Source organism: Sinorhizobium terangae, assembly GCF_029714365.1.
Lineage (GTDB): Bacteria > Pseudomonadota > Alphaproteobacteria > Rhizobiales > Rhizobiaceae > Sinorhizobium > Sinorhizobium terangae.
In genome coordinates this window covers 2,055,563-2,070,957 of record NZ_CP121659.1, presented here as the reverse complement: position 1 = coordinate 2,070,957, position 15,395 = coordinate 2,055,563, and the positions used below count along the sequence as shown (strand labels likewise).

The following is a 15,395-nucleotide window of genomic DNA, read 5'->3' as shown; positions in this document are numbered from 1 at the left end:
CCCCGCTTGCTCAAGCCCTCGCGCAGCCGTTCGGCATCCGGTGCTCGCGCCCGCACATCAGCTAAAGCCAGCCGCCGGTAAATCCCGCCCGGCGCAGGCCAGCGACGATCGGCTGGCAGCGGCGCATGATGTTCCAGAGGAGGCCGGTGCGGTAGTTTTCGATCATCAGAACGACCGGGCCCTGGTCGATGCCGAAGTGGTAAGGGCTTACCCACCAGCCCGGGTCGCTGTCTTCGACCGTGAAGGTCCGGTTGAAGGACGGCTTGAAGCCGTAGAGGCGGGTCATTCCCAAAGGCATCCTCGCAAAGTTCCAGACTGTCGGAATGACGATCTCCGGAGCGAAGGGCAGGGACGCCACGACCACCCAGGGCGAGACGGTGCCGTCGTCGGGTCCGAAGGGCGCACCGCGCGCGATGTAGTCGAAAAATTCCCTTTCCCCGCCATCGCCATTTCTCGTGATCCAGCCGGGACCGTCGCTCGCGGTGAAGCCCCAGCAGTGCTCGCCGTAGCCGGCAAAGTTTAACGGATTGCGGATGGCGTATTCACGCTGGACATAGGTCGCGTGTCGGCTGTTCTGGAAGTAGTCGCTGTCGTGGTGGCGCATGAATTCATCGCGGATGCCGCGGAAGTCGATCCACATGTGCGAGAGCTGGTGGGTGAAGAGCGGTCCCGAATAGAGCAGTTCGCGCCCGTAGATGTTTCGCCATTCGTAGCTTTCGGTATAGGCGGCATAGACTTCGGGCGGCAGCGGATGCGTCGGCGAACCCAATCCGAGGATGTAGAGCAGCAGGCCCTCGTCGTAACCGCGCCAGCGATAGGGGATGAAGCCGCTTTCCGGTCGCCATCCGTGGGTCAAGGTAAGCCCGTGGTCGCAGGCCCAGTTCCAGTCGGCCCGCTCGTAGAGCGTATTGGCAAGCCGCCGGATCTCGACCTCGTCGGCGCTGTCTCCGTCGAAGTAGGTGGCCACAGTCAAGGCGCCGGCGAAGAGGAAGGCGGAGTCGATCGTCGACAGCTCGCACTGCCAGACCCGGCGGCCGGTCTCGATGTCGAGGAAATGATAGAAGAAGCCCTTGTAGCCGGAGGCATCGGGCTCCGGGCCCTCGGGGCAGGCAAGCAGGAACGCCAGCTTCTTGCGGGCGAGCTTGGCCGCAAACTTGCGGATCAGGACGCCGCGCTCGACGACCACAGGAAGCGTCGCCAGTGCCATGCCGATGGCGGCGATGCTCGCCGGCGCGTCAGGCGCGGTCTTGTCGCGAACGAGGCCGTTGTCCGGGTTGGTGCAATGGAGGCAATAGAGGATCGTCGTGAACTGCAGCCGACCGAGGTCCTGTTCGGTCGGCATGCGCTCGAGTTTCGGGGCGATCGAGAGCATCCGTGACATATTGCTAGTCCGCTACGCCAGCAGTCTCGCTCAGACGTTGTCTCCCTCGGTCGATGTCCTCGGGCGGGCTGGCGGTGTGCTCTTCGCTCCCCACTTCCATCCGCTAATCTGAGGCATGTCGTCGCCGTATTTTTCGATATGCTCGCGATGCTCGATCAGCTTGGCGTGGATCGCCTGCTTGAAATAGGCCGCCCGCGCACCGAGCTGCGGCAGCCGGTCGATGACGTCCTCGACGAGGTGGAAGCGATCAAGCTCGTTCAGCACCACCATGTCGAACGGGGTCGTCGTCGTGCCTTCTTCCTTGTAGCCGCGAACGTGAAGGTTATCGTGGTTCGTCCTGCGATAGGTGAGCCGGTGGATCAGCCACGGGTAGCCATGGAAAGCGAAGATGATCGGCTTGTCCCGCGTGAACAGGCCGTCGAAATCGCGGTCCGACAGGCCATGTGGGTGCTCTTTCGCAGGCTGCAGCTTCATCAGGTTAACGACATTGATGACCCGGACCTTCAACTCCGGCAGGTGTTCACGGAGCAGCTGCACCGCCGCCAGCGTTTCGAGCGTTGGAACGTCGCCGCAGCAGGCCATGACCACATCGGGCTCGCTGCCCTGGTCACTGCTCGCCCAATCCCAGATGCTGACGCCCATGGCGCAGTGCCGCACGGCCTCCGACATCGTCAGCCATTGCGGTGCCGGCTGCTTGCCGGCGACGACCACGTTGACGTAGTCGCGGCTGCGCAGGCAGTGGTCCGTCACGCACAGCAGCGTATTGGCATCCGGCGGCAGGTAGACGCGGATCACGTCGGCCTTCTTGTTGACCACGTGATCGATGAAGCCGGGGTCCTGATGGCTGAAGCCGTTATGATCCTGCCGCCAGACATGGGAGCTCAGGAAGTAGTTCAGCGAGCCGATGGGTCTGCGCCACGGGATCTCGTTGCACACCTTCAGCCACTTGGCATGCTGGTTGAACATCGAGTCGATGATGTGGATGAAGGCTTCGTAGCAGGAGAAGAAGCCGTGGCGGCCGGTAAGCAGGTAACCTTCGAGCCATCCCTGGCACTGGTGCTCGCTCAGCACCTCCATGATACGGCCGTCCGGCGACAAATGGTCGTCTTCCGGATAGATCTCCGCCATGTAGCAGCGGTTGGTCACCTGCAGCACATCCTGCCAGCGATTGGAGTTGTTCTCGTCCGGGCTGAACAGCCGGAAGTTCTTGCTCTCCATGTTCGCCTTCATCACGTCGCGCAGGAACATGCCCATGACGCGGGCCGACTCGGCGACTGTCGCACCGTGGCCGGAAAACTCGACGGCATAGTCGCGGAAATCCGGCATCTTCAGATCACGCAGGAGCAGTCCGCCGTTGGCGTGCGGATTGTCGCTCATGCGGCGATTGCCCGCCGGAGCGAGCGCTGCGATCTCAGCCTTGAACCGGCCGTCGTCATCGAAAAGCTCCTCCGGCCGATAGCTCTTCATCCATTGTTCGAGGATCTGGATATGCTCCAGCTTGTCCATCTCGCCCATTGGCACCTGGTGCGAACGCCAGTAGTCCTCGCATTTCTTGCCGTCGATCTCAGCCGGGCATGTCCAGCCCTTTGGCGTGCGGAATACGATCATCGGCCATGCCGGGCGCTTGAGATTGCCGTTGGTTCGCGCATCGGCCCAGATTTCCCGGATTTCGCCGACGACGGTGTCTAGCACTCCGGCGAGCTGCCGGTGGACGTCCTCGGGGTCGCGTCCTTCGACGAAATATGGCTTATAGCCCATGCCCTCAAAGTACTTCCGTAACTCCTCCTTGGGGATGCGGGCGAGGAAGCAGGGGTTGGCAATCTTGTAGCCATTCAGGTGGAGGATCGGCAGCACGCAGCCATCGCGGGCGGGATTTAGGAACTTGTTGCCCTGCCAACCGGTCGCAAGCGGCCCGGTCTCGGCTTCTCCGTCGCCGACGACACAGGCGACGATAAGGTCGGGGTTGTCGAATGCCGCGCCATAGGCGTGGCTGAGCGCGTATCCGAGTTCGCCGCCCTCGTGGATGCTACCGGGCGTTTCGGGCGCGACGTGGCTCGGTATGCCGCCGGGGAAGCTGAACTGCTTGAACAGCCGCTTCAGGCCCTGCGCATCCTGGCTGATATTGGGATAGACCTCGCTGTACGTGCCTTCGAGGTAAGCGTGAGCGACAAGTGACGGCCCTCCGTGGCCGGGGCCGATGACGTAGATCATGTTGAGGTCGTCGCGCTTGATGACCCGGTTCAGGTGCACATAGAGCATGTTGAGGCCCGGGGAGGTTCCCCAGTGGCCGAGCAATCGCGGCTTGATGTGCTCGCGCTTCAGCGGTTCTCTGAGCAGCGGATTGTCGAGCAGGTATATCTGGCCGACCGAGAGATAGTTGGAAGCCCGCCAGTAAGCATCGAGCAGATGCAACTCGTCAGGCGAAAGAGGGGAATCGGTTTGGATTTCGTGTGCGGTTTCAAGCGTAGACATCGAATCCTCCTGATCGAAGCCGGAATGTCACAGGGCGACGATTTACGAGATGCGGACGTCGGAACTCACAACGCGCGGCAGCGGCATATCCTCCATATCCGCTGCGGCCCCCACAGCGCCGCGCGTCTTATAAGACGCGAAAGGGACGCTGTAGCACTTTAGAGACACACAGAGCCGTACTGCCTCCAGAATGGGCAGCGACAATGTCGCACAAAAAGCGCTCCGGGCACAGGAAAAATCAGAATGAACGCCCGTCCGCGGATCTGGCCATCAAATAAATCGCATCCGATTAAATCGAAACCGCTTGACATCACCCTTTCTCTCACGTATTTAACGCGCATCCGATTGAAGCGGATACGATGTAAATTGAAACAGAAAGGATTTCCCATGACCGAGAAGCTTCTTTTCACCGGCAAGACTCACAACACCGGCGGCCGCAATGGCGGCACGCGGAGCAGCGACGGCAAGCTCGACCTGAAGCTTTCGCAGCCGCACCCGGCCGCGGAACAGCTCTTCGGGGCAGCCTGGTCTGCCTGCTACATCGGAGCGATCGAGCTCGCCGCCTCGCAGCGAAGCGTCAAGCTTCCGGCCGGACCCGAGGTCGACGCCGAGATCGACTTGAACCTCGATGACGGCTCCTATTTCCTCCGGGCGCGCCTGAACGTGAGCCTGCCGGGGGTCGAGCGCGAGCTTGCAGAGGAGCTGATCGAGGCGGCGCACGGCATTTGCCCATACTCCAAGGCAACGCGCGGCAACATCGACGTGACTACCAGCCTCGCCTGAACGGGATCAGTCCGGTCTTCCTCTCAAGCAATTCCAGGGAATGTGCGAAGCGGTTTTCCGTCCGAATTGCTGAGTCTTCAAAGGGCAGGGCGGTTCACTCAGCGAAGCAGTGAGCCGCCCCGGCAGGCGGACCCGACGCCTCGCCGAATTTGCTGACACGACAACAAGATAGGACACGCGAATGCCCGACAGCCGCCTGAACAGATCAATACGGTCGAAGCCATCCTTGTCACGGCAAAGGCGCGCGGAGAGGTCGACTTCGGACTGGATCGCCAGTCCCATGCCCTGATGAGCTGCCTCGTGCCTTCGGCCGGTCGGAGTCGCACCTGCATTTCTTCGATGGCGTGGACGGCGGCTATGCCAAGGCGGCCGAGACCAGGGAGGCGAAGGAGCTTGCCGCTGCGTCGTCACGTAAGGTGAAGAAACATCAACTTCTTCCCGCTCGCGGCGTTATCAGCCTCAACCTCCGCGATCAACCGAGCCGCATAGTGACCTTCCAAAGTCATTCACGGCGCGGACGCGCCGCACGGCGTCGGCGACGCTGGGAGACTGCTGCATGTTCATTGAATCGCCTTCTGCCCATCCAGCGCGAATAATTGCGCAAGGCAGACTTGACAGGTCGCCGAAATAGGTAGATCGGTCTGCCTATTAGTTGGAGAGACAAAATGACCGAGCGAACGCCTGCCAAGGAGCGCCTGCTGAACGCCGCTGCCGAGCTGTTCTACCGCGAGGGAGTGGGGGCGACGGGGATCGATGCGATCACCGCCCATGCGGGGGTCGCGAAAATGAGCCTCTACAACAACTTTTCGTCCAAGGCGGATCTCGTCAATGCGTATATGCAGCGACGTCTCGATGAATGGCGGGACGTCTATCGGGAGCGGCTGAGAAACGCGACAACTGCGCAGGAGCGTATCCTGGCGGTGTTCGATTCCTATGTGGACCATGCGGCCCTTGCCTATGAGTGGGGGTTTCGAGGGTGCGGGCTCCTCAATGCCGCGGCGGAGCTTCCCGTCGGTGATCCCGGCCGGGCGGTCGTCGCCGTCCAGAAGGAAGAGGTGGAGAGGCTGTTCAAGGAACACCTCCTCGAGATGCAACCGGAAGCCGGCGTCTCGATCGACGAGACCGCGCAACATCTTTCCTTTCTGCTCGAGGGCGCGATGTCGCGTGCGGGTCTCGACGGGCATGACGCACGGCTGAAGACGGCGCGCAAGATCGCTATCTCGATTCTGGAGCGATTTTCATAAGTAGCGCGAGATGCTGGCGGAAAGCCGCGCGCAGTTTTCATCCCGCAACGATTCAAAGTTCTACAGCCACTGTTGCACCTCTGGTTAGACGCGCGGCGCTGTAAGAGCGCGTTTTTTTCCCGCGCTCAAGTCTTCCGAATTCTCACAACTTCTGCCAACGCCAGAACGGACCCCATAAATGAGCGAAGCTGTAGCCGCGGCCTCGTACCGCACGAGAAAGGGAATCTGGTCGGTTCTCATCCTGGTCATTCTCGAAGCGGCTCTGGTGATTTCCTGGAGCGCCGGCTTCGTCGGCATCCGGTTTGCGATCGATCACGCGCCGATATTCCTGATCCTTCTCTGGCGAAGCCTCGTGTCCGGGCTGCTCCTGCTTCCCTTTGCGCTCATCATGGGGCCGGCGATGAGGTGGAAAGATGCCTTCTCGCAGATGTTATTCGGCGCGCTGGCGATGTCCGGTTACCTCGCCGGGTTCGCGCTTGCGATCTCCTATGGGGTGCCAACGGGCCTCGTCGCCCTGATCGCCGACATGCTGCCGCTGGCGGTCGCGATATTGTCCTGGCCAGTCCTCGGGCAGGCGCTGACAGCGCGCCAGTGGCTCGGATCCTTGCTCGGCATGGCCGGCGTCCTGATCGCCTCTGGCTGGTCACTCAACATGGGCGACGTGCCGCTCTGGGCCTATGGCCTGCCTGTTCTCGGCACGCTTTCGCTCGCAATGGCGACGCTGCTGCAGAAACGCAGCCCCACCAGCGCCATGCCCGTCTACCAGAGCCTGTGCATCCAGTGCCTTTCAGCGTCCGCGATCTTCGCCGGGTTCGCCTGGCACGAGGGAGCTGTTCTCCCGGTTCTCGACAGGGGATTCATCGGCGGCATTCTCTGGCTCGTCTTCGTCGCGACATTCGGAGCATGGAGCCTCTACTACATCGCCCTTCGCAAATCGTCTCCGGCCCGGGTTACGGCAATCCTCTATCTGAGCCCGCCGGTGACGATGATCTGGGCCTGGGTGATGTTTGGCGAGCCCTTGTCCTTTGCCATGGCCGGCGGGCTGGTCGTTTCGCTCGCCGGCATCATCATCGTCGCGCGATCGCAAAAGCCGACTCACGCGGCATAGGGCCACCGGTCGGTCGATGACGAGTCAAGACATCATGGACGCCGGATCGCGATTACCCCCAAAATGTTAGTGGAAAAGTGGGAAAAATCTGGCAGGTTGTACTCGTGTTGTTAAACCATTTTAGCACGTTTTCAGGGCCCACTTCTCCGGAAGTGGGCTTCTTTAATTCCTTTGGATGGTGGCCTCTTCTCACCCAACAAATGGCGAACACGCTCGCGTAGGCAATGCCGTTGCCGCCGCAAGCGGCGATTGGTGGCCCTATCGATTTAGTGCATGTCGCCAAAAAGGGTGTGCCGGTTTTCGGGACAACGACATGCATGAGATCAATGACCCAAGCGCGTCGCACGACGCCGATTGAACGCGACGCGCTTTGGCGGACAATCGGCCAATTCTGGCACGATTGCAGGGCCAACATTATTGACGTCAAACTCAGGCCCGCCGGTTTCATTCCAAATGGCGGGCTCTTTTTTCACTGCTTCCGGAAACGTCGATGCAGGCGGCGCAGCATCCCTTGCGCGTCTGATAAAAAGCGCGGTGCTGGGCGTTCCCGCCGGCGCTCACAGAATAGCTCTTATGGGCTAGTAGACATGCAATTTCAGTTTGGCAGAATGATTCGGCTACAACTTTGTAGCGGTCATATCATCACCCATTCCTTTTCAGTAGCAATTTAGAGCAGAGCCCTGAGAGATGACTGGGGCTCTGTTTGCTGCTGCTCATTCAACGAAGGGATTAATTACAGGCCTGTCCGAGCCGGACGGGAGCTTGTCATCCATCTTGCGGCTGTGGGGCGTCAGGGGCAGGGCCGCCCTCCAGAAACGCCACAACCTCGGCCTGCATGTCGAGGCAAAGGTTCTGATATTCGCGCAACAGTTCCTCCCGCAGAGGATACTCGTTCCGCAGGCTTTCGATGGCTCCCGCGGCAAGAGCGTAGGCTTCGAACAGATCTTCCATCTCCTGGTTTTTGATGGCCCGAAGCTTTTGTCGGTGACGTGGTAACGCCAGTGCGAGCCTGGCTCTTCCGTTGCGCACTAGGGACATTGCCGCAACCCCGGCAGTGCCCGCCGGATTGCGGACACTGCTGCTGGTTTGTGTGTGGCGTGTACGCCGACCTCGGATGAAGGACGACGTCCTATAAATTCCGAAGCTCACACTTTGTTCCGTGACATGCAGTAAGCCGATCACCGCTCGCCCTGGATGGCGCGCAGGAGGTTGTCGCGCAGCCTCGCCACGCTCTGCTGTACCGAGTGGAAGTCGTCTCCGAGCCCGGTGGCATCCGTCAGCGACGCGCCGGGCTCGGCGTCTACCAGGCTGCGGCCGGCCGGGGTCAGGCTCACCCGAACCTGGCGCTCGTCTTCCGGGTCGCGGCGACGGCTGATCAGACCGATCTGCTCGAGCTTCTTGAGGATCGGCGTCAGCGTGTTGGATTCGAGGAACAGTTTTTCGCCGAGTTCGCCGACCGTCTGGTCGTCCTTTTCGGAGAGCGCCACCAGGGCGATGTACTGGGTGTAGGTGAGGCCAAGCTCATCCAAGATCGGTTTGTAGGCGCGGCCGAAGGCAAGATTTGCCGAGTAGATCGCGAAGCACAGAAAGTTCGCCAGCTTCGGCTTTTCCTTGCCTGGCTGCGGGGAATCGGGCGTGATCGCGTCCTGGTTCTTTGCTGTCTGGGAAGGAGTCATGGGCATTATTCAATCCGGTTCTTTGCTGTCGGAGTTTATATAAATCGTATCCGATTAAATCGCAATGGTATTGATGCGGTTCGAGCGATCTGGATCGCATCCGATTTAAGCGGCCTCTTCTACCTCCCGAGGGCGACACCCCTCTATCGGGCATCTCCCCCACAAGGGAGGAGACCGAGGAGGCACCGCTCTGCACCACCGCCACCTCCTAGAGTGAGGTTGACCCTGTCGAGGAGACACGCGGGGGAGCCCGCGCCTTGCCAATCTTCCCCCTTGTGGGGGAGATACCCGGCAGGGCAGAGGGGTGTCAGCACACTTCTGCGAAATTGCTTCGCCGCGACCCGGTTTCGCTCCAACTTTTTGAAACGCAAAAGCGGAGCGGGCCCGGAGTTTGCCTCGGTCGGTGCGAGCGGTTGCGGATTCGGTGGACTGTCGTGTAGCTTGCCGCCCAAGGACAGGAGGAGGTCATGGCTGACACGAGTTCCGGTACCGCCAGGATGCTGACCGGCAAATGTCTCTGTGGGGCAGTCGAATACCGGGTGGCGGACCGGTTCGAATATGCGATGAACTGCCATTGCTCGAATTGCCGGCGTGCCACCGGTTCGGCCTTCAAACCGTTCGCCGGCGTCAAGCGCGGCGAACTCAGCCTCGTTCGGGGCGAGGACGCGCGCCTCGTCTATGGAGACGAGGGTGAGGCGCATGACGTTCATTGCTCGGCCTGCGGCTCACTGCTTTATTCCGTCGTGCGCGAGGGTGCCTATGCGCATGTGACGCTCGGCACGCTCGTCGATGCGCCGGCGATCCGGCCCTCGGCGCACATCTTCGTCGGGTCGAAGGCGGAATGGTTCCAGATCACCGACGACCTGCCGCAATACGAATGCTTTCCCGGCGATTGAGGCGTGCCGCTTTTCACACCGTCACGACGACCTTGCCGAACTGCTCGTTCGACTCCAGGAAGCGATGCGCCTCGACGATCTTTTCGAACGGAAAGGTCCTGGCGATCACTGGCCGGAGCGAACCGTCCGCCAGCCCATCGAGGACAAAGCTCTTGGCGGCAGTGAGCCGCGCCGGATCGGCGACGATCTCATGGACCAGGTAGCCACGCAGCGTCAGGCTCTTGCTCAGCACGGCAAAGAGCGGGAAGGGCGTGGGCTCGGGGCTCAGGCCGCCGTACTCGATGAGGGTGCCGCCCCGTGACATGGCCGCCGTCAGCGGCTCGAAGACGGGGCCGCCGACTGCGTCGAACACCACGCGCACGCCCGCCGGGCCGACGATCTCCCTTAGTCGGGCTTCGAGATCCTCCTCGGCGGAGGCGATCACATGCGCGGCGCCGAATTCGGTGAGGGCCTGCTTCTTGGCGGACGTGCGCGTGACGGCGATCCCGGTCGCGCCCACCCTGTTGGCAATCTCGATCGCGGCGAGTCCGACGCTGCTCGATGCGGCGGTGATGACGACGAAATCCTCCCGGCGCAGTCCGGCGATGTCGATCAGCGCGCCATAGGCGGTGAGATATGGCATCCAGACGGCGGCGGCCGCTTCGAAGCCCAGCGATGGCGGGTGCCTGACGACGAGCCTCGCCGGAAAGCTGGCAAGCTCGCCATAGGCAGGCCAGCGGACCATCGATGGGGGCGGCACGACGCTAACGGCGTCGCCCGGTGCGAAATCCTCCACACCTTCACCGACCGCTTCGACGATGCCCGCCGCCTCGAGACCCAGACCGGAGGGCAGCGGCGGCGTCTCGATATAGGTGCCGGAGCGGATCAGCGCCTCGGCCCTGTTGAGGCCAAGCGCCTTGACGCGGATCTGGACCTCGCCCGAACCGGGCCCAGCAACATCGATATCCTCGATGCGCAGGACCTCGGGACCACCGAGCTCATGAAACGGACGACACGGACCATCGGCACAACTCCAAAACATTTTAACTGAATGAGCTATGCCAGCGCGCTGTCGGGGGATAAATAGCGATCAAGGCAGGAAAGTCGAAACCAGGAGTTATGAATATGGATCGCCTTGCGAGCATGGCCGTCTTCGTCAAGGCCGTCGATCTCGGCTCGTTTGCGGCTGCCGCGAGTGCTCTCGATCTGTCCGGACCGATGGTCGGCAAGCATGTGCGGTTCCTTGAAGAGCGGCTCGGCGTACGCCTCCTCAACCGCACGACGCGGCGCCAGAGCCTGACGGACTTCGGTCGGGCCTATTATGAGCGCTGCCGCGTGGTGCTCGCCGAAGCCGAGGCTGCGGATGCGCTCGCGGCCGATCAGTTTTCCGAGCCGCGCGGACGACTTCGGGTGACGATGCCGGCGCTCTTCGGTCGGCGCTGTGTCGTCCCCATCCTTCTCAAGCTTGCCGAGCGATATCCGGCCCTCGAACTCGACCTGTCGTTCAACGATCGCTTCGCCGACCTTGCGGGCGATGGCTTTGACCTTGCGATCCGCAGCCTGGCAGCCAGCAGCCGCAATCTGGAGGACAGGGCAGGGACGATCGCGCGTCGCCTCGCGCGCCATCACATGGTCGTTTGTGGCTCGCCATCCTATCTCGATAGGCACGGCCCGCCACGGCAGATCGAGGACCTCGGCAGCCATCACGGCATCATCTACAGCCGGTCGGGCCGTGTTCACCCCTGGCTGTTTCCGCGTGACGATGGGCTTCCGGCAGAGGTGACGCCGCGCAACCGCCTGCGCCTCGATGATCTCGACGCGATCGCCGACGCCGCCGTCGCCGGCCTGGGGCTTGCCTGGCTTCCCGGCTGGCTTGTTCGAGAGCGCATCGAGGCAGGTGCGCTCGTGCCGCTCCTGTCCGATCAACCCGGGCTCCACTTCGACAATCATGCGCTATGGCTGCAGACGCCGTATCTGCCGCTGAAGGTGCGATTTGCGGTCGATGCCTTAGCGGCCCAGTTGCCCAGGCTCATGAGGTGACGGTGCGGACTGTACCGTCGACGAGCGCGGCGGGTCTTCATTTCATGGGCCAAAAATCACCGCGATCCGGACCCTGCCGGGGCGCATTCGAATGCCGCAACGGGCCGGGAAAACCCTTTGAGCCGCCGACGTTTCATTGCGCTGAAGGCGTCCGGGCTGCCAAGCTCGCGATAGACGTTCTCCGAAACAAGCGTCTGATCGGCGGCAGCAGCCGAACACAGGCGGGCCGCGAGTTGCACCGTGGTGCCGAAAAGATCGTTGCTGTCCTCGACCGGCTCTCCGCTATCGATGCCAATGCGGATGTGGATCGGTTCGGCGTTTCCGCTGTTGTAGCGCCGGAAATCACGATGAATCGCGATTGCGCAATCAACCGCGTGCTTCGTCGACGCGAAGGATGCCATGATCCCGTCGCCGGTGTGCTTCACCTCGCGCCCGCCAAACTCGTTCAGGCACCTGTGCACGATCGAATCGTGCGCTCTGACCAACTCGGTGGCCATGCGGTCCCCAAGGCGCGCCGTCATTTCCGTGGAGCCGACGATATCGGTGAACATGATGGCGCGATGCCCACAGTCCTTGTTGTTCTGCAGATCGCCGGCGAGCGGCTCCGGGTCCTGGATACGACCGAGAAAAGCCTCGACGGCCGAAAGCGCGACCTCGACGATCTCGCCGGCAACATGCCCATGCGCCTCGCGATGCACGCACTGGGCGGTTTCCTTGTCCGGGGCGTCGATGAGGCAGAAAGTGGTGCCGCGCTGCTGGTCGAACCAGTAGGTGAGGAATTTTACGCCATACTGATCCTGGATTTCGAGATCCTTGCGATGCGCCTCGGCGACGTCGGCTGCTGTGTACCCCTTGAGGTCATGCCGGTCCATGAAGATGGCCATTATCGCCCCCGCTGTTATCTCATCTCGCGTGTTGCAGTCTATGTGCGATCCCATTGATGAGCAATCGCTAAAGTCCCGAGTGTCGCCCGGTGGAGGCGGAGCTCGTTGCTTGCAGCTGTACAGAACGATGAAGTAGTTCAAAGTGACCTCTGTTCGGGGAGCCCACGGAGGCAATGTAGGTTCGATGAAGACTTCCGAGACTGAGGTTCTGATCGTCGGCGCCGGACCTACGGGGTTGGTTCTGGCGCTGTGGCTGAAGCGGCTCGGCATCGATTTGAGGATCATCGACAAGGCGCCCGGGCCGGGCGAGACCTCGCGGGCGATCGCGGTGCAGGCACGCACGCTCGAATTCTATCGCCAGCTTGGCATCGTCGACGACGCGCTGGCGGCCGGCATCCGTGTCGAGCGCCTGGCCGTGCGCACGCCGTCGGGGATCGCCGCAACCTTGAAGCTCGGCGATTTCGGTGCCGGGCTCAGCCGCTATGCCTTCGCCTTCGCGCTACCGCAGGACATTCACGAGCGCATCCTGATCGGCCACCTCGAAAAAATGGGCGTTGCCGTCGAGCGGCGCGCGGAATTCGTCACCTTCAAGCAGGATGCCTCAGGCGTGACCGCGACCGTCACGAAGGACGGCACTAGCGAGGTCATCCGGGCCGCTTATCTCTGTGGCGCGGACGGCGCGAGCAGCACGGTGCGCCATGGCATGAAGCTCGGCTTTCCGGGCGGCACCTACGAGCAGTCGTTCTATGTCGCCGATGTGGCGGTGGAGAATGCCTGCAGCGGCCTGAACGTCTGCCTCGATACGCATGGCTTCGCGATCGTGCTGCCAGTGCGCCAGTCGGGCTCGGTGCGGCTGATCGGCATCGTGCCGGGCAGCCATGCGGCGGAGGAGACGGTCCGCTTCGAGGCGATCCGCGCCGAGGTCGAGCGGCTCACCGGCGTCGTGGTCAAGGCGGCCAACTGGTTCTCCACCTATCGGCTCCACCACCGGGTCGCCGAGCATTTTTGCGTCGGGCGGGTATTCATCGCCGGCGACGCCGGCCATATCCACAGTCCGGCCGGTGGGCAGGGCATGAACACCGGCATCGGCGATGCGGTGAACCTCGGCTGGAAGCTCGCCGCCGTTCTCGGCGGGTGCGCGGACGCGCGGCTGCTCGACAGCTATGAGCCGGAGCGGATCGCCTTCGCCCGGCGGCTGATCAAGACCACCGATCAGATGTTCCGGGTGTTGACCAGTCGGTCGACGCTCGCCGGTCTCTGGCGCCGCTACCTGATGCCGAAGATGATCGCCCTCTTCGTCGCAAACAGGGCGGGCGCGAGACTCGCGTTTCGGACAGTGTCGCAGATAGGCATTGACTACCGCGAAAGCGCCATCAGCCGCGGCGGGGCCGGCCGCGTGCGCGGTGGCGATCGGCTCCCCTACGTCGAGGGATTGGCTGATGCCGGCGAGGGGGACAATTTCGCGCCGCTTTCCTCGCTTGACTGGCAGATCCATGTCTATGGCGCAGCAAGTCCGGCATTTCGCGCGGCGCTGGCTCCGACCGGAGTTCAGATCCACGCCTTTGCCTGGACACCGGCCGCCGGAGCGGCTGGCTTGAGCCGCGATGCCGCGTATCTGGTGCGCCCGGACGGCCACGTAGCGCTGGCCGTGGAAACGCAAGACCCGGGTTCGTTCCTCGGCTATATCGCGGAGTTCGCCATCAAGGTTGGCGTGGCGACGCGCGGACCGCAGTGAGGCGCCTGCTCGCGCGCAATTTTGCCTTGCCGCGCGCGCGATGGCATTGCAAGGTCTTCGATGGAGCGCCGCGATGCCTGCGGATGACTTCGTGTGTGCGACACGACATTGAAACGAGCGTGATTTCCTTCGCAGGGCCGGTCGGCTCTCCACAGCCACGCGCGACAGTGCCAGCGCGTCTGATCAAGAGGCGCAGGTCGCTGTAGCATTTTGAATTTCTGCGTGATTTTCTATTTGAATCGGTTCCGATTTGAGGAAACATGCGGTACCGGCGAGGGGGATGAATGACACGGCGCTACGCGATCTACGACGTGTTCACCGAGAAGCGTCTGGAGGGTAATCCTCTCGCCGTAGTGTTCGATGGCGACGGCCTGAGCGACGGCGCCATGCAGGCGATTGCCCGGGAGTTCAATCTTTCGGAGACGGTGTTCGTGCAGCGGCCTGGAAGTGCCGCCCATTCGGCGCGGCTGAGGATCTTCACGCCGGTGCATGAATTGCCCTTTGCGGGCCATCCGACCGTCGGGGCCGCAGTGGCGCTGGCGGAAGCCAGCCATGGCGATTACGGCAAGCCGCTCGACCTGATGCAGGTGCTCGAGGAACGGGTGGGGCCGGTGCGCTCGGCGGTGCGGCTGAAGCCGGGGGAGGCGAGCTTTGCCGAGTTCGACCTGCCGCGCAAGCCGAGCCGGCTCGACGCGCGCTTCGACAAGCAGGCGATCGCCGACGCGCTGAGCGTGAAGGCAACGCAGATCGGATTCGAGAACCACGTGATCTCGTTCTGGACCGCTGGCGTGCCCTTCGTCATGGTGCCGCTGCACGACGTCGGCGCGGTGGCGGCGGTGGAATTCGACGCGCAACGGTGGGAGCAGCTTGCGCCGATGGCCGAAGGCAGGCTCGCCGGCGCCTATCTCTACTGCCGCGGCGGCGTCAACCACATGGCGCGCTTCCACGCCCGCATGTTCAACCCCGAGAAGCGGGAGGATCCGGCGACCGGCTCGGCGGTCGCAGCCCTTGCCGGCGCCATCAACCTCTTCGACGAACTGGTCGACGGGCACCATCCGATCCTGATCGAGCAGGGGGTGGAGATGGGGCGGCCGTCCTTCCTTCACCTGCATCTCGACATCGCCGGCGGCAAGATCGCGACCGCCCGCATCGGCGGCCATGCGGTCAAGGTTGCGGACGGCGAGCTGGCGGTCTGAC

13 protein-coding genes and 1 pseudogene are annotated in these 15,395 nt (G+C 62.6%); 9 read left to right on the top strand and 5 right to left on the bottom strand.

Annotated elements, in window-relative coordinates:
* Positions 1-61: 61 nt before the first annotated feature.
* Complete coding sequence (locus QA637_RS09925) at positions 62-1,381, bottom strand: glucoamylase family protein (protein WP_283061301.1); 1,320 nt, start codon at positions 1,379-1,381, stop codon at positions 62-64.
* Positions 1,382-1,411: 30 nt separating this feature from the next.
* Complete coding sequence (locus QA637_RS09920) at positions 1,412-3,853, bottom strand: phosphoketolase family protein (RefSeq protein WP_153441436.1); 2,442 nt, start codon at positions 3,851-3,853, stop codon at positions 1,412-1,414.
* Between the two features lie 387 nt (positions 3,854-4,240).
* Between QA637_RS09920 and QA637_RS09915 the strand changes: the two genes are divergently transcribed.
* The 5 genes and pseudogenes from QA637_RS09915 (at position 4,241) to QA637_RS09895 (ending at position 7,984) form a co-directional block, all read left to right on the top strand.
* Complete coding sequence (locus tag QA637_RS09915; RefSeq protein ID WP_153441437.1) at positions 4,241-4,636, top strand: organic hydroperoxide resistance protein; 396 nt, start codon at positions 4,241-4,243, stop codon at positions 4,634-4,636.
* Positions 4,637-4,831: 195 nt separating this feature from the next.
* A pseudogene (locus tag QA637_RS09910) lies at positions 4,832-5,031 on the top strand (DUF3095 family protein); the annotation flags it as partial.
* A gap of 270 nt (positions 5,032-5,301) precedes the next feature.
* Complete coding sequence (locus QA637_RS09905; protein ID WP_153441438.1) at positions 5,302-5,880, top strand: TetR/AcrR family transcriptional regulator; 579 nt, start codon at positions 5,302-5,304, stop codon at positions 5,878-5,880.
* Between the two features lie 178 nt (positions 5,881-6,058).
* Positions 6,059-6,988, top strand: coding sequence for a DMT family transporter (locus QA637_RS09900; RefSeq protein WP_153441439.1), 930 nt, complete (start codon positions 6,059-6,061; stop codon positions 6,986-6,988).
* 762 nt (positions 6,989-7,750) lie between these two features.
* Positions 7,751-7,984 carry a hypothetical protein gene (locus QA637_RS09895; protein ID WP_153441440.1) on the top strand — a complete coding sequence of 78 codons (234 nt, stop codon included), beginning with the start codon at positions 7,751-7,753 and terminating at the stop codon, positions 7,982-7,984.
* A 182-nt stretch (positions 7,985-8,166) separates the two neighbouring features.
* Here the strand turns inward: QA637_RS09895 and QA637_RS09890 are convergent, their stop codons facing one another.
* Positions 8,167-8,664 carry a MarR family winged helix-turn-helix transcriptional regulator gene (locus QA637_RS09890; protein ID WP_153441455.1) on the bottom strand — a complete coding sequence of 166 codons (498 nt, stop codon included), beginning with the start codon at positions 8,662-8,664 and terminating at the stop codon, positions 8,167-8,169.
* Positions 8,665-9,131: 467 nt separating this feature from the next.
* Here QA637_RS09890 and QA637_RS09885 point away from each other — a divergent pair, with 467 nt between their 5' ends.
* On the top strand, positions 9,132-9,560 hold the full coding sequence (locus QA637_RS09885) for a GFA family protein (RefSeq protein ID WP_283061299.1): 429 nt from the start codon (positions 9,132-9,134) through the stop codon (positions 9,558-9,560).
* 13 nt (positions 9,561-9,573) lie between these two features.
* On the opposite strand, the gene QA637_RS09880 is transcribed toward QA637_RS09885, so the two are convergent.
* Positions 9,574-10,581 carry a zinc-dependent alcohol dehydrogenase family protein gene (locus tag QA637_RS09880; protein WP_153441442.1) on the bottom strand — a complete coding sequence of 336 codons (1,008 nt, stop codon included), beginning with the start codon at positions 10,579-10,581 and terminating at the stop codon, positions 9,574-9,576.
* A gap of 83 nt (positions 10,582-10,664) precedes the next feature.
* Between QA637_RS09880 and QA637_RS09875 the strand changes: the two genes are divergently transcribed.
* Positions 10,665-11,579, top strand: a complete 915-nt coding sequence (locus QA637_RS09875) for a LysR family transcriptional regulator (protein WP_153441443.1) — start codon at positions 10,665-10,667, stop codon at positions 11,577-11,579.
* Between the two features lie 56 nt (positions 11,580-11,635).
* Here QA637_RS09875 and QA637_RS09870 read toward each other — a convergent pair whose 3' ends face one another.
* On the bottom strand, positions 11,636-12,463 hold the full coding sequence (locus QA637_RS09870; RefSeq protein WP_283061295.1) for a nickel-binding protein: 828 nt from the start codon (positions 12,461-12,463) through the stop codon (positions 11,636-11,638).
* Positions 12,464-12,647: 184 nt separating this feature from the next.
* Here QA637_RS09870 and QA637_RS09865 point away from each other — a divergent pair, with 184 nt between their 5' ends.
* Both QA637_RS09865 and QA637_RS09860 read left to right on the top strand, forming a co-directional pair.
* On the top strand, positions 12,648-14,198 hold the full coding sequence (locus QA637_RS09865) for an FAD-dependent monooxygenase (RefSeq protein ID WP_184108557.1): 1,551 nt from the start codon (positions 12,648-12,650) through the stop codon (positions 14,196-14,198).
* 284 nt (positions 14,199-14,482) lie between these two features.
* Positions 14,483-15,394 (top strand): PhzF family phenazine biosynthesis protein, encoded by a 912-nt coding sequence (locus tag QA637_RS09860; RefSeq protein ID WP_153436332.1) that lies wholly within the window; start codon positions 14,483-14,485, stop codon positions 15,392-15,394.
* Position 15,395: the final 1 nt, after the last annotated feature.

Coding starts and splice junctions, on each gene's coding strand:
- QA637_RS09925 (WP_283061301.1), bottom strand. CDS start 1,381: ATGTCACGGATGCTCTCGATCGCCCCGAAACTCGAGCGCATGCCGACC.
- QA637_RS09920 (WP_153441436.1), bottom strand. CDS start 3,853: ATGTCTACGCTTGAAACCGCACACGAAATCCAAACCGATTCCCCTCTT.
- QA637_RS09915 (WP_153441437.1), top strand. CDS start 4,241: ATGACCGAGAAGCTTCTTTTCACCGGCAAGACTCACAACACCGGCGGC.
- QA637_RS09905 (WP_153441438.1), top strand. CDS start 5,302: ATGACCGAGCGAACGCCTGCCAAGGAGCGCCTGCTGAACGCCGCTGCC.
- QA637_RS09900 (WP_153441439.1), top strand. CDS start 6,059: ATGAGCGAAGCTGTAGCCGCGGCCTCGTACCGCACGAGAAAGGGAATC.
- QA637_RS09890 (WP_153441455.1), bottom strand. CDS start 8,664: ATGACTCCTTCCCAGACAGCAAAGAACCAGGACGCGATCACGCCCGAT.
- QA637_RS09885 (WP_283061299.1), top strand. CDS start 9,132: ATGGCTGACACGAGTTCCGGTACCGCCAGGATGCTGACCGGCAAATGT.
- QA637_RS09880 (WP_153441442.1), bottom strand. CDS start 10,581: ATGTTTTGGAGTTGTGCCGATGGTCCGTGTCGTCCGTTTCATGAGCTC.
- QA637_RS09875 (WP_153441443.1), top strand. CDS start 10,665: ATGGATCGCCTTGCGAGCATGGCCGTCTTCGTCAAGGCCGTCGATCTC.
- QA637_RS09870 (WP_283061295.1), bottom strand. CDS start 12,463: ATGGCCATCTTCATGGACCGGCATGACCTCAAGGGGTACACAGCAGCC.
- QA637_RS09865 (WP_184108557.1), top strand. CDS start 12,648: ATGAAGACTTCCGAGACTGAGGTTCTGATCGTCGGCGCCGGACCTACG.
- QA637_RS09860 (WP_153436332.1), top strand. CDS start 14,483: ATGACACGGCGCTACGCGATCTACGACGTGTTCACCGAGAAGCGTCTG.